General features: G+C 32.1%; 22 protein-coding genes. 13 read left to right on the forward strand and 9 right to left on the reverse strand.

The window, feature by feature from the left end; translation table 11 throughout:
* Positions 1–7 precede the first annotated feature (7 nt).
* From ABXT66_RS03570 to edd, 6 genes are read left to right on the forward strand one after another with little or no spacing between them, the layout of a single operon-like run.
* The gene (locus ABXT66_RS03570; RefSeq protein WP_443644290.1) at positions 8–883 is read left to right on the forward strand and encodes a carbohydrate ABC transporter permease; all 876 of its coding nucleotides are present in this window, start codon (positions 8–10) and stop codon (positions 881–883) included.
* Positions 873–1,751, forward strand: coding sequence for a carbohydrate ABC transporter permease (locus tag ABXT66_RS03575; protein ID WP_443644291.1), 879 nt, complete (start codon positions 873–875; stop codon positions 1,749–1,751). The genes ABXT66_RS03570 and ABXT66_RS03575 overlap by 11 nt, the downstream gene beginning before the upstream one ends.
* Before the next feature lie 4 nt (positions 1,752–1,755).
* Entirely contained in the window at positions 1,756–2,853 is a 1,098-nt protein-coding gene (locus tag ABXT66_RS03580; protein WP_443644292.1) for an ABC transporter ATP-binding protein, read from the forward strand.
* Positions 2,854–2,909: 56 nt separating this feature from the next.
* Positions 2,910–4,364, forward strand: coding sequence for a glucose-6-phosphate dehydrogenase (zwf, locus tag ABXT66_RS03585; RefSeq protein ID WP_443644293.1), 1,455 nt, complete (start codon positions 2,910–2,912; stop codon positions 4,362–4,364).
* Entirely contained in the window at positions 4,361–4,981 is a 621-nt protein-coding gene (gene pgl, locus ABXT66_RS03590) for a 6-phosphogluconolactonase (RefSeq protein WP_443644294.1), read from the forward strand. Before zwf ends, pgl begins: the two co-directional genes overlap by 4 nt.
* A complete protein-coding gene (gene edd, locus ABXT66_RS03595) occupies positions 4,974–6,797 on the forward strand; it encodes a phosphogluconate dehydratase (protein WP_443644295.1) in 1,824 nt (607 codons plus the stop codon). Before pgl ends, edd begins: the two co-directional genes overlap by 8 nt.
* A gap of 17 nt (positions 6,798–6,814) precedes the next feature.
* On the opposite strand, the gene ABXT66_RS03600 is transcribed toward edd, so the two are convergent.
* Positions 6,815–8,053: a Zn-dependent hydrolase gene (locus ABXT66_RS03600; protein WP_443644296.1), complete on the reverse strand. Its 1,239-nt coding sequence runs from the start codon at positions 8,051–8,053 to the stop codon at positions 6,815–6,817.
* A gap of 84 nt (positions 8,054–8,137) precedes the next feature.
* On the opposite strand from ABXT66_RS03600, the gene ABXT66_RS03605 reads away from it, so the two are divergent.
* Positions 8,138–8,539 carry an HIT family protein gene (locus tag ABXT66_RS03605; RefSeq protein ID WP_443644297.1) on the forward strand — a complete coding sequence of 134 codons (402 nt, stop codon included), beginning with the start codon at positions 8,138–8,140 and terminating at the stop codon, positions 8,537–8,539.
* Between the two features lie 2 nt (positions 8,540–8,541).
* Here the strand turns inward: ABXT66_RS03605 and ABXT66_RS03610 are convergent, their stop codons facing one another.
* From ABXT66_RS03610 to ABXT66_RS03645, 8 genes are all read right to left on the reverse strand, one after another.
* Complete coding sequence (locus ABXT66_RS03610) at positions 8,542–9,435, reverse strand: DMT family transporter (RefSeq protein ID WP_443644298.1); 894 nt, start codon at positions 9,433–9,435, stop codon at positions 8,542–8,544.
* Between the two features lie 18 nt (positions 9,436–9,453).
* On the reverse strand, positions 9,454–10,566 hold the full coding sequence (locus tag ABXT66_RS03615) for an alpha/beta fold hydrolase (protein ID WP_443644299.1): 1,113 nt from the start codon (positions 10,564–10,566) through the stop codon (positions 9,454–9,456).
* Positions 10,567–10,593: 27 nt separating this feature from the next.
* Positions 10,594–11,748, reverse strand: a complete 1,155-nt coding sequence (locus ABXT66_RS03620; protein WP_443644300.1) for a mandelate racemase/muconate lactonizing enzyme family protein — start codon at positions 11,746–11,748, stop codon at positions 10,594–10,596.
* An 82-nt stretch (positions 11,749–11,830) separates the two neighbouring features.
* Positions 11,831–12,370 (reverse strand): inner membrane-spanning protein YciB, encoded by a 540-nt coding sequence (locus tag ABXT66_RS03625; protein WP_443644301.1) that lies wholly within the window; start codon positions 12,368–12,370, stop codon positions 11,831–11,833.
* Between the two features lie 12 nt (positions 12,371–12,382).
* A complete protein-coding gene (locus tag ABXT66_RS03630; protein WP_443644302.1) occupies positions 12,383–12,931 on the reverse strand; it encodes a hypothetical protein in 549 nt (182 codons plus the stop codon).
* 8 nt (positions 12,932–12,939) lie between these two features.
* Complete coding sequence (locus ABXT66_RS03635; protein ID WP_443644303.1) at positions 12,940–13,548, reverse strand: DUF3833 domain-containing protein; 609 nt, start codon at positions 13,546–13,548, stop codon at positions 12,940–12,942.
* A gap of 44 nt (positions 13,549–13,592) precedes the next feature.
* Complete coding sequence (locus tag ABXT66_RS03640; RefSeq protein ID WP_443644304.1) at positions 13,593–14,633, reverse strand: LLM class flavin-dependent oxidoreductase; 1,041 nt, start codon at positions 14,631–14,633, stop codon at positions 13,593–13,595.
* Between the two features lie 17 nt (positions 14,634–14,650).
* Entirely contained in the window at positions 14,651–15,691 is a 1,041-nt protein-coding gene (locus ABXT66_RS03645) for an amidohydrolase family protein (RefSeq protein ID WP_443644305.1), read from the reverse strand.
* Positions 15,692–15,825: 134 nt separating this feature from the next.
* On the opposite strand from ABXT66_RS03645, the gene ABXT66_RS03650 reads away from it, so the two are divergent.
* The 6 genes from ABXT66_RS03650 to ABXT66_RS03675 all read left to right on the forward strand — a co-directional run bounded on the left by ABXT66_RS03650 (position 15,826) and on the right by ABXT66_RS03675 (position 20,121).
* A complete protein-coding gene (locus ABXT66_RS03650; RefSeq protein ID WP_443644306.1) occupies positions 15,826–16,689 on the forward strand; it encodes a TauD/TfdA dioxygenase family protein in 864 nt (287 codons plus the stop codon).
* A 10-nt stretch (positions 16,690–16,699) separates the two neighbouring features.
* A complete protein-coding gene (locus ABXT66_RS03655; protein WP_443644307.1) occupies positions 16,700–17,068 on the forward strand; it encodes a cupin domain-containing protein in 369 nt (122 codons plus the stop codon).
* A gap of 17 nt (positions 17,069–17,085) precedes the next feature.
* A complete protein-coding gene (locus ABXT66_RS03660; protein WP_443644308.1) occupies positions 17,086–17,694 on the forward strand; it encodes a 2-hydroxychromene-2-carboxylate isomerase in 609 nt (202 codons plus the stop codon).
* A 61-nt stretch (positions 17,695–17,755) separates the two neighbouring features.
* Positions 17,756–18,997 (forward strand): acyl-CoA dehydrogenase, encoded by a 1,242-nt coding sequence (locus ABXT66_RS03665; protein WP_443644309.1) that lies wholly within the window; start codon positions 17,756–17,758, stop codon positions 18,995–18,997.
* A gap of 31 nt (positions 18,998–19,028) precedes the next feature.
* Positions 19,029–19,403 carry a CidA/LrgA family protein gene (locus ABXT66_RS03670; protein ID WP_443644310.1) on the forward strand — a complete coding sequence of 125 codons (375 nt, stop codon included), beginning with the start codon at positions 19,029–19,031 and terminating at the stop codon, positions 19,401–19,403.
* Positions 19,396–20,121 (forward strand): LrgB family protein, encoded by a 726-nt coding sequence (locus tag ABXT66_RS03675; RefSeq protein ID WP_443644311.1) that lies wholly within the window; start codon positions 19,396–19,398, stop codon positions 20,119–20,121. The genes ABXT66_RS03670 and ABXT66_RS03675 overlap by 8 nt, the downstream gene beginning before the upstream one ends.
* Positions 20,122–20,177 lie beyond the last annotated feature (56 nt).

Genomic DNA, 20,177 nt, shown 5'->3' on the forward strand with positions numbered 1-20,177 from the left:
ATTGACAATGTCAAATTGGCTTGAAAAACACTTACCTAAGATTGTCTTAGGACCTTCATTCCTTGCAATAATTTTATTTGTATATGGTTTTATTGCATGGACTGCTTGGATATCATTTACCAAGTCAAGACTTATGCCAAAATATGATATTGTTGGTTTTATTCAATATGACAGGTTATTCGACTCCCCAAGATGGGATGTAGCCATTGATAATTTATTTATTTTTGGATTTTTATTTATTCTAATATCAATGTTTTTGGGACTGCTGATTGCAATATTTCTTGACCAAAAAATACGTATCGAAGGTGCGTTAAGAACTATTTATTTATATCCAATGGCTTTATCTTTGATTGTAACTGGTACAGCTTGGAAATGGATTTTAAATCCGGGTTTGGGTTTGGAGGCAGTCGTTAAAAGTTGGGGTTTTACAAACTTTACGTTTGATTGGGTGATAAATCCGGATTTTGCAATTTATACTGTCGTTATTGCTGGAGTTTGGCAAGCCTCAGGATTTGTTATGGCTCTCTTCCTAGCAGGGTTAAGATCTGTTGATCAAGAGATAATTAAGGCTGCTCAAGTTGATGGTGTACCTACTTTTAAAATTTATTCTGCAATAATAATTCCGTCTATGGCGCCAATTTTTCTTTCAGCTTTCATAGTGTTAGCTCATTTAGCGATAAAAAGCTTTGATCTTGTAATTGCTTTAACAGGAGGGGGGCCTGGCTATGCAACAGATCTTCCAGCTACTTATATGTATACAATGGCCTTTTCTCGCGGAGATATAGGTCAAGCAGCGAGCTCAGCAATTATAATGATGTTGGTGGTTTTTGCAGTAGTTGTTCCTTATTTATATTCAGAATTAAGGAATAAAAATGATCAATAATACTAATGGGATTAACTATACCAATTTAATATTAAGGATATTGTTGTATTTTTTCTTATCTGTTTTTGTGTTGTATTATCTCCTTCCATTATTTGTAATGATAACAACGTCTTTAAAAAGTTTAGAAGAAATAAGAACTGGAAGTTTGGTAGCTTTACCCAGAAATATTACTTTTGAGGCTTGGGGTACAGCCTGGTCTTCTGCATGCACTGGCATTCAGTGTGAGGGGCTAAAGCCTTATTTTTGGAACTCTATTTTTATAGCCATACCAGCTGTTTTTATTTCAACCTTGATAGGTGCAATAAATGGTTATGTTGTTGCGCAATGGCGATTTAAAGGAGCAAACATGATTTTTGCATTAATGCTGTTTGGTTGTTTTATTCCTTTTCAAGTTGTTCTTCTGCCAATGGCTAGAGTGTTAGGTTTAATGGATTTAGCAGGAAGTATCTCAGGTTTAATTTTTGTTCACGTAATATATGGTATTGGTTTCACAACGCTATTTTTTAGAAATTATTATGTAAATATTCCAAGCGAATTAGTTAAAGCCGCTAAAATGGATGGAGCTACTTTCTTAAGGATATTTTGGTCTATTTTTCTTCCATTGTCTCTACCAATTATAGTGGTAACTGTTATTTGGCAATTCACGCAAATTTGGAATGATTTTTTATTTGGAGTTTCTTTTAGTGAAGCTGGTACACAACCTATAACAGTTGCTTTAAATAATATAGTTAACTCAACGACCGGAGTTAAGGAATATAATGTTGATATGGCTGCAGCAATTATTGCAGCTATGCCTACCTTGTTAGTTTATATATTTGCTGGAAAATATTTTATACGTGGTTTAACTGCAGGATCTGTAAAGGGATAAAATAATGTCATCTATTTTAAAAATAAAAGATGTTAACAAAAATTTTGGAAAAATTTCTGTCTTAAATGACATAAATATTAATATAGATAAAGGAGACTTTCTAGTTTTAGTTGGCCCTTCTGGGTGTGGGAAGTCAACTCTATTAAACTGTATAGCAGGTTTAGAAAAAATTAATGGTGGAGAAATCTCTATCAATAATAAGGACATGTCAGAAGTGGCCCCTAAAGATAGAGATATTGCCATGGTATTTCAGTCTTATGCTCTTTATCCAACTATGACAGTTGAAAAAAATATCACTTTTGGAATGAAAGTAAGAGGTATTTCTGAAGAAATACAAAAGAAGAAATTAAACGAGGTTGCTAAACAATTACAAATAGAAAATCTTCTTAAAAGAAAACCAAGTCAACTATCGGGTGGACAAAGACAAAGGGTTGCTATGGGTAGGGCTTTAGTAAGAAACCCAAAATTATTCTTGTTCGATGAACCCCTATCTAATCTTGATGCAAAATTAAGAGTTGAAATGAGAACTGAAATTAAAAGACTCCATTATGACCTTGGTGCTTCAATGGTTTATGTAACGCATGATCAAATTGAGGCAATGACATTAGCAACTAAGATAGTTGTTATGAAAGATGGATTTATTCAACAAATTGGAACACCTTTTGAAATTTATAACTATCCAGAAAATATATTTGTTGCAGATTTTATGGGATCCCCGGCAATGAACCTTATTGGAGCAACAACAAAAAAAGAAAAAGATCATATTAAAATAGAAATTAAATTGGAAGACGGTTCAACTGCAACTCTAATAGAAAAAAGTAAATTAAAATTGCCAAAAGATATTATTATAGGGGTAAGGCCAGAAAATATTACTGAAAACGGTTCAAAAAAAGATTCTAATTTTCAATATATCTCTTCTAAAGTTGATATAATTGAGCCAGCAGGTTCAGACACGTTTGTTGTTACAAAGTTGGGGAATAAAGAAGTTACTGCACGCTTTCATTCTGAAACAGACGTAAAAATTGGTTCTAAAGTTAAATTTTCTTTCAACTTACAAAAAGTGACATACTTTGATCCTAAAACTGGTCAAAGAATTAAATGAAAAAATACAAAATCCCTAAATCGAGATTTAATTAAAAACAAAGCAAAACTAATATTATGAAAACAAATATACCAGAAACAGCTCAATTAATTCCAAGCGACTTTGTAATAATTGGAGGTTCAGGAGATCTTTCTGTAAGAAAAATAATACCAGCGTTGTTTTGGAGATTTTTAGATAATCAAATAAATAACAAATCCGGAATTATTGTATGTGTTCGTTCTAAAATTAATATTGACGAACTTGAGTCTAAACTTATACCTCATTGCCAAGAAGCTATTGAAGACAAACCTGAGAACAAAATACATTGGAATAATTTTTTAAATTTATTAACTATCGTTAATTTAGATGTAGTTTCAGGACAAGGTTCTTCTGAGTTATCTTCAATTTTAACAAACAAAATTGGTACAAGCAGGCCATTTATATTTTATTTAGCTATATCTTCTAGTTTATTCGGAAAAGCCTGTAATTTAATAAATAAAGAAGGTCTAAATTTACCACAAAGCAGGCTTGTAGTTGAAAAACCAATAGGACATAACAAATCATCTGCGATTGAGATAAATAATCAATTTGCTCAATATTTCGAAGAACATCAAATTTATAGGATTGACCATTATTTAGGAAAAGAGACTGTTCAAAATTTAATGGCTCTCAGATTTGCAAATACTTTTTTTGAAAATCAGTGGAATAATAAAAATATTGATAATGTGCAAATCACTGTTGCAGAATCTATTGGGGTAGCAGATAGAATTTCATACTATAATGAATATGGTGCAATTAGAGATATGCTTCAAAATCATTTATTACAATTAATTTGCCTAGTTGCAATGGAGCCACCATCATATTTTGAAGCAGATCAGGTAAGAGACGAAAAGTTAAGAGTATTAAAGTCTCTAAGAGTATTAGATAACAAAGATATGCAAACTGGACAATATCAAAGTTATGAAAATGAGCTTGGCAAAGTCTCAAGTACTGAGACATTTATATCACTTAAAGTTGATATTGATAATTGGCGTTGGGCTGGTGTTCCTTTTTATGTAAGAACAGGAAAAAAATTATCTACTAGGGCTAGTGAAATTGTTATTACCTTTAAGAAAAAGCCACATGATATATTTTCTAAAATAAAAGAAGGTAAAGAAGAAGATACCCCCAATAGGCTAATAATTAGAGTGCAACCCCAAGAAGGCCTTAAGCTAAAACTTACATCAAAAGCACCAGGCCCCGGTGGAATGAGATTTTTTCCCTCCGAATTAAATTTATCATTCGGAGAAACTTTTTCTGATAGATTACCTGACGCTTATGAACGATTATTAATGGATGTTGCTAGAGGTAATCAAACATTATTTATGAGGTTAGATGAGGTTTTAGCCGCTTGGGATTACATAGATCCAATTTTAGAAAAAGCTACCTTAGATAGACCACAATTATACATAGAAGGCACTATGGGGCCTGAAGATAATATTTTATCAACAAATGGTCATCAATGGATTGATCCACAAGAAGAAGACAAATGAGTGCCGTTAAATCAATTTCTGATAGATTAAACTCTTCTATAAAAAGTTTAGGAACAGCAAGTTTAGTATTGTCAGGTGGGAGTAGCCCAATAAAAATATTTCAAGAACTTTCAAACATTGATCTTCCTTGGTCAAAAGTTCAAGTTACTTTAGTGGACGATAGATTAGTAGAGGCTAACAATAGAGATAGTAATCAAAATTTAATATTAAATTATTTTTTGAAGAGTAAGGCAAAAGCAGCACAATTTTTTCCTTTAACAGAAGATTTAATTACAAAGTCAAATTTTTTTAAAATGCCATTTGATGTATCCCTACTTGGAATGGGTGAAGATGGTCATTTTGCATCATTGTTTCCTGATATGATTGACGATTTTGATGCATTTAATACTGATGCAAAATTCAAAATTTTTAAAACAGCATCTCAAGGAAACCCGTTTCTTCCCAGAATAACGATGAATTTATCATTAATTTTAAACAGTGAAATGATTGTTTTATTAGTCAAAGGAAAATCAAAACTTAAGGTTCTTGATGAAGCCATTAATAATAATAAATTACCAATTCACTATCTTTTAAAAAATAGAAATGAAAATTTTTTGATTGAGAAAATAGATGAGTAATCTTCATCTAAAAATTATTGAAGTGACTAAAAGAATAGCCAAGCGAAGTTTGAGTTCAAGACAAAAGTATTTAAATAACATAACTTCCATGGAACACGATAATGATACAGATAGAAATTTTGTTTCCTGTTCAAATATGGCGCATGCTGCCGCAGCGGCACCATCAGATGAAAAAAATTCTATTTTGATGAATACTAAACCAAATATAGGTATTGTTTCATCTTACAATGATATGCTTTCAGCCCACAAACCATTCGAACATTTTCCAAAAGTAATAAAAGCTGCAGCCACTCAATTTGGTGCAACAGCTCAAATCGCTGGGATGGTTCCTGCCATGTGTGACGGGGTAACGCAAGGTAGACCTGGAATGGAATTGTCATTAATGTCTCGAGACGTTATCGCAATGTCTACTGCTGTGTCTTTAAGCCATGGGGTTTATGACGCTGCGTTATGTCTTGGTGTGTGTGATAAAATAGTACCTGGACTTTTAATAGGTGCTTTATCGTTTGGGCATTTACCTGTGATATTTGTTCCAGCAGGACCAATGTCAACTGGAATTACTAATGAAGAAAAAAACCTTGTTAGAAAAGCTTTTGCAAAAGGTGATGCTACAAGGGAAGAATTACTTAAAGCTGAAATTTCTGCTTATCATGGAGAAGGTACCTGTACGTTTTTTGGAACGGCAAATTCAAACCAAATGTTAATGGAAATTATGGGGCTACACATACCAGGTTCTGCATTCGTTCATCCTCATAGTGATTTAAGAAACGCATATAACGTTGTTGCCACGAAGCAAGCTATATCAATTTCTAGAAAAGGCAAAGACATAAGGCCAATAGGTAAAATTATAGATGAAAGAAGTTTTGTTAATGCCATTGTTGGATTACATGCAACTGGAGGATCTACAAATCATACTCTGCACTTACCAGCTATGGCTGCAGCAGCAGGAATAAAGTTATTATGGGAAGATTTTTCAGATCTTTCTGAAATTACACCTTTATTAGCTAGAGTGTATCCAAATGGCAATGCTGACGTTAATCAATTTCATGCTGCTGGTGGTATGAGCTTTGTCATTGGAGAATTGCTGGATGCAGGCTTGTTAGATGGAACAGCTAGAACTGTATGGGGAGATAATCTATTTGATTATATTTCAGAACCAACATTAAAGAACTCTAAATTAGTTTGGAATAAATCTAAATCTAAATCATTTGACAGTAATATTTTAAAAAGCACTAAAGACCCTCATCAAAAAAATGGCGGATTAAAAATGTTAAAAGGAAATATTGGTAGAGGCGTAATTAAAATTTCAGCAGTAAACATGGATCAACAAAAAATAAAAGCTCCAGCAATGGTTTTTGACAATCAAATAGATGTTAAGGAGGCTTATGATAAAGGTTTGTTGAATAGAGATGTGGTAATTGTAGTTCGTTTTCAAGGTCCAAAGGCTAATGGTATGCCGGAATTACATGCTCTTACTCCAATACTATCAAATATTCAGGATTTGGGTTTTAAAGTAGCATTATTAACAGACGGCAGAATGTCTGGAGCTTCGGGGAAAGTACCTGCTGCCATTCATATAACTCCTGAGGCAATGGATAATGGAGTAATTGGAAAAATAAAAGATGGAGATGAAATAGAAATTGACGCTGTTTCTGGTCATATAAATTTAAATGAAAATTATGAAGATAGAGCGTCAAAATTTCCTAATGATAGAAATGATCAAAGAAGTTTTGGTAGAAATTTATTTTCTCTACTTAGACAAAATGCAACCAATGCTGAAAATGGTGCAGGTTTAAACTTAATCGATACCCACTAATTAATACCTCTTGAAACTTAACTTGCTGAAGCTATAGCTGCGTGCAGTAATACATTAGTACTTGATCCTGCCCAATGAGGCTTAATTTCTTCAGCTTCATTGTGACTTAATCCATCAACACATGGACACATTATCATAGCAGATGGAGCAACACTATTTATCCAACAAGCATCATGACCTGCTCCAGAAACTATGTCTTTATATGTATAACCAAATTTTTCAGCACTTTTTCTAATATTGGTTAAACAATCTTTATCAAACGTAACAGGGTCAAATCCTCCTATTTGTTTCATATTAAAATTAACTTTATATTTTTTACATATGTCTATCGCTAGTAATTTTAATTCACTTTCCATTTTATTAAGTTTTTCAATATCAGGAGATCTAAAATCGATAGTAAAGATTGACTGACCAGCAATAACGTTTCTTGAGTTTGGTGAGACCTCAATATGACCAACACTTCCAAGCGCATTAGGTTGGTTTTTATTAGCAATATTATTAACAGCTAAAATTATTTCAGACATTGCTAATGATGTGTCTTTTCTAACGTGCATAGGAGTGGTTCCTGTGTGTTGTTCAGTTCCTGAAAGTTCTACTTCTAGCCATTTTAAACCTTGTCCATGTGTTACAACACCAATATCTATTTCTTCAGTTTCCAGGATAGGTCCTTGTTCAATATGTAATTCATAATAACAATGAATTTTTTGCTCTCCTACCTTTTCAGATCCTTTCCAGCCAATTTTATTCAGTTCTTCTCCAAAAATATTTCCTTCTGCATCTTCGGCAGATAAAAGAGTTTTTACGTCGTATATGCCTGCATAACCAGCTGATGCCATCATCGCTGGTGGAAATCGAGAACCTTCCTCATTTGTCCAATTAACTATCATTATTGGATGTTTTGTTTGAATATTTAAGTCATTAAGAGTTCTTACTATTTCTAATCCAGCTAGAACGCCAAGTACACCGTCATATTTCCCACCAGTAGGTTGAGTATCTAAATGACTTCCAATAACAACTGGAAGAGCATTCTTGTCAGTTCCTTCCCTTTTTAAAAACATTGACCCTAATTCATCAACTTTCATGGTCATTCCAGCTTCTTCAGACCATTTTTGAAATAATTTCCTTGCATCGCCATCTTCTAATGTAACAGTTTGTCTGTTATTACCTCCTGCTATACCAGGTCCAATTTTTGCCATCGTCATTAAACTATCCCAGAGTCTGTCTTGATTAATTGAAATATTTGTTTCAGTTGCCATTGGAATATCCTTCTTATAAAAATCGTTACTTATTAACATGATGTATGACAATATAAAGTTAGATGAATTAAAAAGGAATTTGAAGTGTTTAAATTAGATAACAGATTAGAGAACGATAGTTTTTTTATGCATGAAATAAAAAACTTTCAAATTAGATTGATGAATGTTCAAGAATTCTTTTGGGTACTTCTTATTCCTATCAAGTCAAATTTAATTGAATTAAGTGACTTAGAAGTTGACGAAAGAAATGAATTATTAAATTTTGCAGTTGATCTTGGTAACTATATAAAGTCAGTCCAAAATTTTGATAAGGTTAATATTGGCATGTTAGGAAATGTTGTTTCACAGTTACACTTACATTTAGTGTTAAGAAATAAAGACGATCCGGCATGGCCTGGACCTGTGTGGGGGTGGAAATCAACTAGTAATCTTGAAGAGGGAACAAAACAAATCAGATCAAACTTAATTTTTCAATATTTAAAATAAAATCATTTAGGTAAAGAAATTTTAATTTGATCAACTAAAATATACCAAGCAAGACTTAAAATAACAATAACTCCTCCAGAAATCATAAATAGATTAGGTGTTTCATTTGTTCCTAACCAAACCCAAAATGGTCCAAGAGCAGTTTCTAACAACATTAAAAGGCCAATATTTGAAGCTTGTGTATAACGTGTTGCAAAAGTTAAGCAAGCAAATGATATTGGTAATATAATTAATCCAGATAATGAAATAGATAATATATCACCCTGGAAAAGCAAACCAGGCGATACTATTAGCAAGCCAATAAAACCATTACCCAAAGCGCTTATTCCTGTAACTGTCATTGCTGGAATATTTGGTTGGTATCTTAATAAAACTAAGCTTAAGCCCAATGAAGCTGCTGCTCCTATTCCACATATAGTTCCTATTAGAACGCTTCCTTCTGGTGCATTGAGAACGTTATCTCCATTGGCTACAGAAATACCAACACCTATTAGAGCGAGACAAGCTGTGATCCAAGTAGAGTTGTTTGTTTTCTCACCAAGTATAAATATGGAGAATATAGAGGCAAAAATAGGTGACGTAGCTAAAGTGAATAATATTAAAGAAGCAGAAGTTTCAGCAATACCATAAGTAAAAAAGAATGAACTGATTATTTGGCAACAAATTATACCAAAACCAACAGGGGAAAAAATATTTTTAAAATTGTCTCTAAAAACCTTAAAACAACTTGAAAATAAAATTAAGATGATACCCATCTCAATTCCTCTCCAAGTTAACATTGACCATACATCCATTTCAGACCATCTCATGAAAAGAACATCAGGTGATAAAATTAATGCACCAATACTGGCAATTCCTATACCCTTGAAAAGGTTTCCAGATAAAGAAAAGTTCAAAATATTTCCTAAATATAATTATTTATTTTTGTAAAAATCTAATAATATTTTTAAAACATCATTAGGGTTTTCTTGTTGGACCCAATGTCCTGCATTTTTAAGTATATGTCTACCACAATAATTTATGCATAAACTATTTTCCATTTTTTCTATAGCACCAGGCTTTTGGAATATTCCCCAGTCTTTCTCTCCGGCAATAAAACAAGAAGGCACTTCAATTTTTTTATTAGAAAAAATCTTTAAATCATTATTTTGAATTGGTGAAGTCATGCATCTATACCAGTTGAGGGCAGGTTGAAAAGAATTTTTAAAAAAGCTGCTCGCGTAAACATCTAACTCCTCATCACTTAACCAATTATCAAAATCACGGTTTTTGGGGAAATGTGGCATAACAGCTTGAACCATATTTTCATTAGATTTCATGATATAATACTCAGGCATTTTAGCTAAATTTTCTGCAGTCCAAGATCCTAATTCATAAGGATTGTTATCTACCCAGTCAGCACTTTTCATGTGATAATAAGCTCTAAGAAATTTATGTAATTCTTTTTGTTCTAGATGCATGTCTTTATTTGCTTCGGGCGTTGAGTAGTACCACTGGTAATGTTTTCTGGGCGTTTGTAAATTTTCTAAATCATGATGAATTGAATCCTCAACAAACAAATCTGTTTTAATATCAGGTGCACCTGTATATGGAGCACTCATCATAACAACAGATCTAAATATGTCAGGCCTTATCATAGCTGAAACTCCTGCAACAGAAGAACCTGCATCATGTCCAACTAACAAGTCTATTCTATTGATTTCCAGAGAACTAATAAAACTAATGATATCTGTACTAAGGCTCATTAACCTATACTCAGAAATATTGCTGTTATAATTTTTTGCTCCACCTGACGTTAATCCATAACCTCTCATATCAGGAGCAACAACCTTAAAACCTTCTTTTGCAAGTGTAGGCATAATTTTTCGCCAACTAAAACTTAACTCCGGAAATCCATGCAGTAGAAGTATTACAGGTTGATTTTTATTATTATATTTTTCTAAGGAGGCTTCTAAATAATGGACGTTTAGTCCCGTTGAAATATTTATTTTGTGTGATTTAATTATTGGATCAAGAAGTTCAATCATATTAAAATTTAGACCCCTATAAACTTTTTAATTAGTTTTATATTTTTTTATAGTGTCCATATTGACATCTATGCCTAAGCCAGGTTGTAAAGAAACATTGATCATGCCATCTTTTAAATTAAACGGATTATTTAACAACTCTCTTCTAAAAGGATGACTAGATTGATCATACTCTAAAATAGGTGAACGAGCAAAAATAGAGTGGTGAGTTGTAGGAATTGATGCAATAACTTGAATAGAGGCTGCTTGAGCAATAGCAGATCCCCATACATGTGGGTTGACTTCTATTCCAAAGCTATGAGCGAGATTAATTATATGCTTTGTAGCAGTTATGCCTCCACACGAACCAATATCAGGTTGAGCAATATCAACTGCGCCATTTTCAAATAAATTCCTAAACCCAAAAAGAGTATGTTCGTTCTCTCCTCCTGCAATAGGAGTATGTAATTTAGATCTTAACTCAACATAGCCATTAACATTTTCTGGTACTACTGGTTCTTCGTACCATCTAAGTTCGTAGTCTCTAAGGGCTTGTCCCAATTGTAAAGCTTCTGAGGTTCCATAGGCATGATTTGTATCAATCATTAGAGTTACGTCTTTACCAGCTAATACATTTTTAATAGCTTGCATGCATTCAACATCATCTTTTAAACCAAAGCCTAATTTAACTTTCATATGGTCAAATCCATTTTCAAAATGTGTAACAGCCTCTTCTGCTAATCTTTTAGCTTCTCCTTGACCTTTAATTCTATAAAAACCTGTCGCATAAGGTTTGATTTCTTTTCTGAATGCTCCTCCAAGCAATTGATAAATCGGTTGGTTGTAAAACTGACCAGCAATGTCCCATAACGCAATATCAATTGCGCTTATCCCAGAAATGACTGACCCTTTTCTTCCAAAGTCTCTAGTAGCATTATACATTTTGTGCCATAGCACTTCTATATCTAAGGGAGATTGATTTAACAATAGAGGTTTCAGAGCTGAACTTATAACTGCCGCGGATATTTCTGGCGGTTCTAAACCTTGACAAAAAGCTTCTCCCCAACCTGAAAGTCCATCACTAGTTTTTATTTCTACAAGTGTGGCAGAGCGTTTATTTACCCAACCTTGAGAAAAAGCAAAAGGAACATCTAATTCTGATTTTATTATATGAATAATAATATCTGTAATTTTTATTCCCATTAAAGCTCTCCACTCATATTAAGATTGTTACTATATCAATACTATTATGTTAGATGCATTCAATACTATTATGTTAGATGCATTATTTATTTTTAATTCGTCCTTTTAGAGTAATTGGAAGTTGAGCTAGCATAAAAAGTCCAATTAAAGGTGTTAATACAAACACTTTTACAAAAATCCAATCTTCTGTGATTAAATTTCTCCAAGCCAATTCATTTATTATAGTAAGAAATAAAAAAAACATTCCCCATCTAAAACTTAATTTAAACCAAGTCTCATCATTTAGAAAAAATTGCGAACCAAAAAACTGTTTCATCATTGCTTTCTTATTAACAATTCCTACTAATAAAACAAAACTAAAAAACCCATTAAATATAGTTGGTTGTATCTTTACAAATTGGTCGTTATCAAACCAATATGCAAATAAGGTAAATAAGGCTGACATAAATATTGCAAATATCTGAAACTTAGAAATTCTTTTTTCTATAATATAAAAAGTTAACATAACGAAAAGACTCAAGATCAGTGTAATAATAGCTGCAATTATTAAATTAAAATATTGAGTGCTTATAAAAAAACCAGTTAAAGGAATAATTTCAAAAAAAAATGCACTTAATCGCATTGTCTATTTCCTTTAATTTTTTTGTCCTAAAAGAGTTTTTGTAAAATCAGGGTTCTGACTATTTTTTCTAAGCCAAATGTTGAAAAATAAATCAATAAACTCTATGTCCTGTGTCTCAAGAACTTTTTCTTTATTAAAGTAAAATAAAGCATTGTTTCTATTTTTTATACCAATAAAAACATCATTTTTTTTAATTTCTCTAAAAGCTTTATTTAGTAAAGTATCTAAATCCTTGAGATCTTGTTTTTTCAAATCTTTTTGCATCTGTATTTGTTTTATAGTTTCTTTAACAACATTTTCTTTTGAAATATCTCTGTTGTATTCTAAAATTAATGCAAACTTATTTTTTTCAATTTTCCCCGTTTCTGACAAAAGCTTAGCATCATAAATATCCAATAAAAAATATGTATATTTAGCCTTCCCAACTAATTTATAAGTTGTGAAGTTCTTTTCTAAGATATTTATGGTTGTCTGATTTTTTAGATAATCTTTTTTATTTTCTGCATAGACTTGACTAAGATTTAAGGCTATTAACATAGCAAAAAAATACTTAAAAAACATGCTGAAGTTTACCAATTTTTCAAATTTAAAGATCCAATTTTGTCAGCAGTTTTCCCTCTTAAAAACACTAATGTTACTGATCCTATATTAATACCAAATTTGCTCACGTAAGCTCTGTTGATTGCTAGATCTTCGCTTTGTTGATAGATCCAATCATTAAAGTGAACTTTAATATTACTGCCCTTAATATTTAAATAAATATCATATGTCCAATTGAGTGTGTTACCTGATATTGATCCAGAAGCCTTGCCTTCCACGTCATCTGCATTCCCAACATAGATGACTTTATTATCATTGCTATCTATTTGTTTTTTGATCGTCCATATTCGCTTAGCTTTTTCTCCATCGTCATATAAAAAATCTTCATCTAATGTAAGAGTTTTATTATCAATTTTTCCTTTGATATTAACTCTGAATTGTCTTTTTAAGTTTCCAAATCTATCTTCAAAAATTCCATATGCTATAGTTTCGCCTTCAAAAAAAGCAAATAAATCTAACTTAGGTTTGTTGTTTTCAAATTGTTTCATATCTGTCTGAAAGCATCCTGTTAATGATAGGAAAAATGGGAAAATTAATAATAATTTGAATTTAAACATTGTTTCTTTGATAAAAGTCAAATTATACTCCAAAAATCTCTAAATAAATCTACTTATATTTTAATTTAATTTAATGACAAGTTTTTTTGATGATGTTGACTTGAATTAAGGCTAAACGCTTCTGCAAACAACTCATATGATTTTACTCTTGATGCCTCATTATGGCACCAGCTTAATATTGCAATTTCATCAATATCATTTTTTTTAACTAGTTCTTTTATTTTATTCTTTGTAAAATCAACTTCTCCGACAATCGCGTCTGAAAACATTAATTCATATTGTTCTTTCCAATTATTATCATGAATAATATTAAGAGCGTTATCTGGATCTGTAATAGGTCCAAGGTGACCAAAGTTTCTTCCTATTTTCCAAGCTGCCCTAGATGCAAAAAGGTATTTAGCTTCCTCCTGAGTTTTAGCAGTTAGTGCCCATAAGCATACGTTAACTAATGGTTCTTTTAACTTATTATTTGGACGAAATTCTGATTTATAAATTTTTATAGCCTCTTTAATACCTGAGCCATCTGTTATAAAGTGTGCAAAGCAATAAGGTATGCCCAAATATGCAGCTAATTGTGCTCCATAATTAGATGTTCCAAGCATCCAAATTTCTGGACTTGTATCAGAGGTGGGCTGAGCAACTAAATGTCTAAATGGATGACCTTCTAATAATGTTTCATTCGATACCCATGCCATTAGATCTCTTACGTGACCAGGAAATTGTTCGCTGTCATTTCTGCTGTTAGGATTTAATGCTAAAGCTGTTCTTCCATCCGAACCTGGTGCTCTTCCAAGACCTAAATCTATTCTGTTAGGTGCAATTGCTTCCAAAACTCTAAATTGTTCTGCAACTTTGAAGGGAGAATAGTGAGGTAACATTATGCCTGCACTTCCAATTCTTATATTTTTTGTTTGAGTGGCAATAGCCGCCATCAAAATTTCAGGTGCAGTACCTATTATTGATGGATGGTTATGATGTTCAGATACCCAAAATCTTTTATAACCAAGTTCTTCAGCTTTTTTTGCTAAGTTAATACTATCTTGAATTGTGATATGTTGAGGTTTGCCCTCAACAGCTACTGATTGTTCGAGAATAGAAACTTGCATTTAATAAACTCCAATAATTAATTTATCTTATAAATTTTAGCGGCATTTTTATAAAATAGCTTATTCTTTTCTTCGTCAGACATATCATCAGATATTATTTTAAATGCATTCCACAAAGATCCATAGCTGCAAGAACCTTTATCAACAGGAAAATTACTTTCAAACATACATCTATCAACACCAAACATACTAATAGTTTCATAAATCCAAGGCTTCCATGCTTCTGATAGTTGAACAGATGTTGGAGGTGAAGGTTCTTCATGAAATTTAGCTCCATTTACAGCCATACCTAAACCTCCCAATTTGACATTAATATTGGGTAGTCTTGATAGTCTCATCATAGCTGTTCGCCATTCTCTATGAGTTAAAGCTTGTCTTCCTTCATATTCACCTAAATGAATAGGTCCGCCAACATGATTAAGAATTATATTAAGATTTGGAAGTGCTCTAGCCACTTTCTCCATTTCGCCTAATTGAGTGTGATATATCCAAAAATCTAAAGATAAATTTGCATTTTGAAGACATTTAGCCCCATCAATAAAATTTGGGTGCAACATAAGTCCTAAGTCTGATTTTATAGCACCAGAAGAAATTCGGGCGTCAGGGTGAGAAGCTAAAAGCATTCTTATGCCTTTGAGTCGTCCTTTGCTTATTTCCAATCCCTTTTCAATTACAGGTTCTAACTTGTTACCAAAAGTTAAGTCCAGAGATCCGACGATAGCGGCATTTACCTTTACTGTATTATTAGGTATTAGATCGCTTCTTTTACCCTCATTTGTTGCGAATTCTATTTCTGTTAAAGGTTTATATTCATCTGCACCTTCTTTTGAATATATTTTAGTGTTGGAAGAACTCATTATGTAAACAGTCGATTTAATATTATGGCCTGAAACCTTAATATCATCTAGTAATTCTTCTACATAATATTTTCCAAAACCAACATCCCAAAGATGATGGTGTGGATCAATTATTGGAAGGTCTGGAAGTATAGGATCTTCTTTTAGTTGGTTTAGCCAATCTTCTCTAACTTCTAAGTGAGGTGATTTTATTTTTTCCATTTAAAATGCTCGGTATTAATTGAAAATTAATAATTTATTAACTATTCTCATAAATTATTGTCCTTTTATTTTGTTAGTGCAACGAAATTTTGATTAAGTTTTTAAATTTCAAATTTTGGAGAAAAGTTTAAATTATGACATCAAGTGTTAAAGTTAAGAAAAATTTTAAAAATATTAATGTATTTCCTATTGCAGGTGCTTTGGGAGCAGAGATTGAAAAAATAAATCTTTCTGACAATCTGTCAGATGATGTTGTATCAGAAATTTATGATGCTCTTCTAACATATCAAGTAATATTTTTTAGGGACCAAAATTTTGAACCTGTTTCTCAACAAGCATTTGCTAAAAGAATTGGTACACCCATAGTTTATCCATTTGTTGCAAGCTTAGATGGATTTCCAGAAATAACACCCATATTAAAAAAAGAAACAGACACTAATAATTTTGGTGGTATTTGGCATAGCGATACAACCTACCAAGATAAACCTCCTATGGGGACAATGTTGTATGGAATTGAAATTCCAGCATTTGGAGGGGATACAGAATGGTCTAATCAATATTTAGCTTATGAAAGTTTATCTGAGGGAATGAAAAAGTTTTTAGATACCCTTCAAGGTGTAAATATATCAGGCAAAGCTAGAGTTGCTAAAACTCGGTCAGACATTATGAAACATGCATCTGTAGGACTTAAAGGTGATGAGTTAAAAGCAATACATCCAGTAGTAAGAACTCATCCTGAAACAAAACGAAAATCCTTATATGTTAATGAAGCGCATACAACAAATTTTGTAGGTATGACCGAAGAAGAAAGCACACCGATATTAGAGTTTTTATATAAACATCAAATTAAGTCTGAATTTACTTGTAGGTTTCAATGGAAACCAGGTTCTGTAGCTATATGGGATAATAGATGTACTATGCATAACCCAATAAATGACTATCATGGTCAAAGAAGGTTGATGCATAGGATTACATTTGCTGGAGACAAACCTAAGTAAGGAGAACAAAATGTCACAAGAAAATTATTTTAATAATATTAATGATTTGGATAGCGGTATTAAAAGAGTATTAGGGGATGGAATTTCTACAAGAATTTTTTGTGGTGATCAGACAATGTTATCAATTGTAACAATTGAGCCGAATGCCAAGGGTCAAATTCATTCACATCCCCAAGAACAATGGGGTTTTTTAATAGAAGGTTCAGGAATACGCATTCAAGATGGCCAAAAAATTGAAATAAAAAAAGGAGATTTTTGGCAAACACCCGGCGGTATTGATCATGGTATAATAGGGGGTGCAGAAGGTGCTAAAGTATTAGATATTTTCAGTCCTCCCAGAGATGAATATAAAAAATCTGGCTCTGGTTTTGGCAATTAATTAATATAGGATATTATATGATACAAGTAGATTACTTTATGAGTCACGGAAGTCCTTGGACGTTTCTTGGTCATAAACGATTAGGAGAAATAATAAAAAAATATAAAGTTAAGCTAAATATGCGTCCTGTTAATTATGGAGAAATATTTCCTATATCAGGAGGTCTTCCAGTATCCAAAAGACCTGTTCAAAGACAAAAAATACGATTACAAGAATTAAAAAGATGGAGTAAATTTCTTGATATAAATTTAATTTCTCAACCGACTTCCTTTCCTTCAAAGTCTATGTTGCCATCTCTGTTAATTATAGCTTCTCAAATGATGAAAACAAATAAAGATTTTGAACTTGCTCACAATATTATGAATGCTTTGTGGGTTGAAGATTTAGATATAGATGATGAAAATGTTTTATTAAGTATTTTAAATAAAATGGATTTAAGTTCAAAAGAAATACTTTCATTAGCTAACAGTGAAGAATGTTCAAATACTATGCAAAGATTTACTAAGATTGCGATAGAAAAAAATGTTTTTGGGGCACCAACTTTTATAATAGATGATCAAATTTATTGGGGGCAAGATAGATTAGATTTTGTTGATAGACACTTAGAAAGCTTAATCGAAGCCTAATAAAAGTTGTTTTTACTGCTAAAATTTAGTAAGGTTCATTTCAACTAAAAAAGGTCTAATAATGGAAAAAAGCTTAAATACGAATAATAAAAATATAGTTGATTTAAAAACTGCTAGTGCAACAAAAGCTCAATTTAATTGGGAAGATCCTCTGTTACTAGATACATTAATTTCAGAAGAAGAAAGTCTCATTAAATCGACTGCTTATGATTATGCACAATCAAAGCTTATGCCCAGAGTAGAAGATGCCTTTTTAGACGAGAAAACAGATAAAGAAATTTTCAAAGAAATGGGACAACTCGGTCTCTTGGGTATTACTATTCCTGAAAAATACGGATGTGCTGGTGCTTCATATGTTTCATATGGGTTAGTAGCAAGAGAGGTTGAAAGAGTAGACTCTGGATATAGATCTATGATGTCAGTTCAATCTTCTTTGGTAATGCATCCTATATATGCATATGGAAGCGAACAACAAAAAGTTAAATATTTACCTGGCCTTGCTTCAGGTGAACTCATAGGGTGTTTTGGATTGACAGAGCCTGATGCTGGTTCTGATCCGAGTGCAATGAAAACTACTGCTACAAAAGTAAAGGGTGGCTATTCAATATCTGGTTCTAAAATGTGGATTTCTAACTCACCAATTGCTGATGTTTTTGTGGTTTGGGCAAAATCAAAGGAGCATGGTGATGCTATTAAAGGTTTTATTCTAGACAAAGGAATGGATGGCTTAACTGCTCCAAAAATTAAAGGTAAATTATCATTGAGAGCATCTATTACAGGAGAGATCGTAATGGATGAAGTGTTTGTTCCTGAAGATAATTTAATGCCTAATGTATCTGGTCTAAAAGGACCATTTGGTTGTTTAAATAGAGCAAGATATGGTATCGCCTGGGGTGTAATGGGAGCCGCAGAAGATTGTTGGTTTAGAGCAAGGCAATATACATTGGATAGAAAACAATTTGGTAAACCTTTAGCTGCAACTCAACTAATTCAAAAAAAACTTGCTGATATGCAAACAGAGATTACTCTTGGTTTAGGCGCAGCGCTCCAAGTTGGAAAACTTTTTGATCTAAATAATCTAGCTCCTGAGGCAATATCACTTATTAAGAGAAATAACTGTGGTAAAGCACTAGAAATTGCTAGAATGGCTAGAGATATGCATGGGGGAAATGGAATTCATGCTGAATACCAAGTAATGCGGCATTTAATGAATTTAGAAACTGTTAATACTTATGAGGGAACTCATGATGTTCATGCATTAATTTTAGGAAGAGCTCAAACAGGTATTCAAGCTTTTTTTTAATGAATTATTTTTTATATAATCAAGAATATTAATGTTAAATAGTATCTTTCTTATATTTTTTTTTCAATTAGTAGGAGAGTTTATTCAAAAATTCTTAGAACTTAGTATTCCTGGGCCTGTAATAGGTCTTTTTTTATTATTAATAATGTTATTATTGAGTAAAAAAAAATATTACAAAATACCTGTTAACTTTCAAATTAATCTTATTAATTCAGCAGAAAATTTATTAAATTATCTTCCATTACTATTTATTCCTGTTGGGGTAGGGGTTGTTATGCACTTATCCTTACTAGAAGATAACTTAGTACCAGTTATGTTAGTAATAATTATTGGCACTCTATTAACGCTAGCCGTAACAGCATTTGTTATGGAAAGACTTTTAAAAGTAGTTAATAAAGATGATTGATCAACAGAAATTATATGAGATATGGGTTTATCTTCAGGCAGAACCTCTTTTTTGGCTTACACTTACAATTGGATCTTATCTTATTGCGGATTATTTTTACAGAAGATCAAATTTATTTCCGCTCTTAAATCCAGTTGCTATAAGCGTTTTAATAGTTAGTGTAATTCTTTTAACTTTTGATATTCAATATGAACGTTATTTTGATGGTGCAAAATTCATTCACTTTTTATTAGGACCAGCGACTGTTGCTTTGGCAATACCAATATATAAAAAATGGGATTTAATTTTATCAAATAGTAGGGCAATATTTATCTCTCTAATAATAGGTTCTTTTTTTGCAATTTTTATCACTTATGGTTTATCTTCATACTTTGAACTCCAACAAGAATTAATATTAAGTTTACTACCTAGAAGTGTTACGGCTCCTATTGCAATGGGTATATCAGAACTGATAGGTGGTATTCCATCACTAACAGCCATAATCACTATCATTACGGGCATTATAGGGGCCTCCCTAGGTATTTTCGTATTTGATTTAATGAAATTAAAAAAAATGGAAGCTCGAGGCTTTAGTCTAGGTCTTGCAAGTCACGGGGTTGGAACTGCAAGAGCAATGAGTAGAGATACAAATGCTGGAGTTTTTGCGGCCGTTGGAATGGGTTTAAGTGGCTTGGTTACCTCTGTAATTTTGCCGCTATTTATAAAATTTATTTTCTAAAGTAGAAAGATTTATAAGTAACTTATTTGATACTAAAGATTGTCTTCTTCTAAAAT

Source organism: Candidatus Levibacter sp. Uisw_134_01, assembly GCF_047717795.1.
Classification (GTDB): domain Bacteria; phylum Pseudomonadota; class Alphaproteobacteria; order Puniceispirillales; family Marisalimonadaceae; genus Marisalimonas.

Coding starts and splice junctions, on each gene's coding strand:
- ABXT66_RS03570 (WP_443644290.1), top strand. CDS start 8: ATGTCAAATTGGCTTGAAAAACACTTACCTAAGATTGTCTTAGGACCT.
- ABXT66_RS03575 (WP_443644291.1), top strand. CDS start 873: ATGATCAATAATACTAATGGGATTAACTATACCAATTTAATATTAAGG.
- ABXT66_RS03580 (WP_443644292.1), top strand. CDS start 1,756: ATGTCATCTATTTTAAAAATAAAAGATGTTAACAAAAATTTTGGAAAA.
- zwf (WP_443644293.1), top strand. CDS start 2,910: ATGAAAACAAATATACCAGAAACAGCTCAATTAATTCCAAGCGACTTT.
- pgl (WP_443644294.1), top strand. CDS start 4,361: ATGAGTGCCGTTAAATCAATTTCTGATAGATTAAACTCTTCTATAAAA.
- edd (WP_443644295.1), top strand. CDS start 4,974: ATGAGTAATCTTCATCTAAAAATTATTGAAGTGACTAAAAGAATAGCC.
- ABXT66_RS03600 (WP_443644296.1), bottom strand. CDS start 8,053: ATGGCAACTGAAACAAATATTTCAATTAATCAAGACAGACTCTGGGAT.
- ABXT66_RS03615 (WP_443644299.1), bottom strand. CDS start 10,566: ATGATTGAACTTCTTGATCCAATAATTAAATCACACAAAATAAATATT.
- ABXT66_RS03620 (WP_443644300.1), bottom strand. CDS start 11,748: ATGGGAATAAAAATTACAGATATTATTATTCATATAATAAAATCAGAA.
- ABXT66_RS03625 (WP_443644301.1), bottom strand. CDS start 12,370: ATGCGATTAAGTGCATTTTTTTTTGAAATTATTCCTTTAACTGGTTTT.
- ABXT66_RS03630 (WP_443644302.1), bottom strand. CDS start 12,931: ATGTTTTTTAAGTATTTTTTTGCTATGTTAATAGCCTTAAATCTTAGT.
- ABXT66_RS03640 (WP_443644304.1), bottom strand. CDS start 14,633: ATGCAAGTTTCTATTCTCGAACAATCAGTAGCTGTTGAGGGCAAACCT.
- ABXT66_RS03645 (WP_443644305.1), bottom strand. CDS start 15,691: ATGGAAAAAATAAAATCACCTCACTTAGAAGTTAGAGAAGATTGGCTA.
- ABXT66_RS03650 (WP_443644306.1), top strand. CDS start 15,826: ATGACATCAAGTGTTAAAGTTAAGAAAAATTTTAAAAATATTAATGTA.
- ABXT66_RS03655 (WP_443644307.1), top strand. CDS start 16,700: ATGTCACAAGAAAATTATTTTAATAATATTAATGATTTGGATAGCGGT.
- ABXT66_RS03660 (WP_443644308.1), top strand. CDS start 17,086: ATGATACAAGTAGATTACTTTATGAGTCACGGAAGTCCTTGGACGTTT.
- ABXT66_RS03665 (WP_443644309.1), top strand. CDS start 17,756: ATGGAAAAAAGCTTAAATACGAATAATAAAAATATAGTTGATTTAAAA.
- ABXT66_RS03670 (WP_443644310.1), top strand. CDS start 19,029: ATGTTAAATAGTATCTTTCTTATATTTTTTTTTCAATTAGTAGGAGAG.
- ABXT66_RS03675 (WP_443644311.1), top strand. CDS start 19,396: ATGATTGATCAACAGAAATTATATGAGATATGGGTTTATCTTCAGGCA.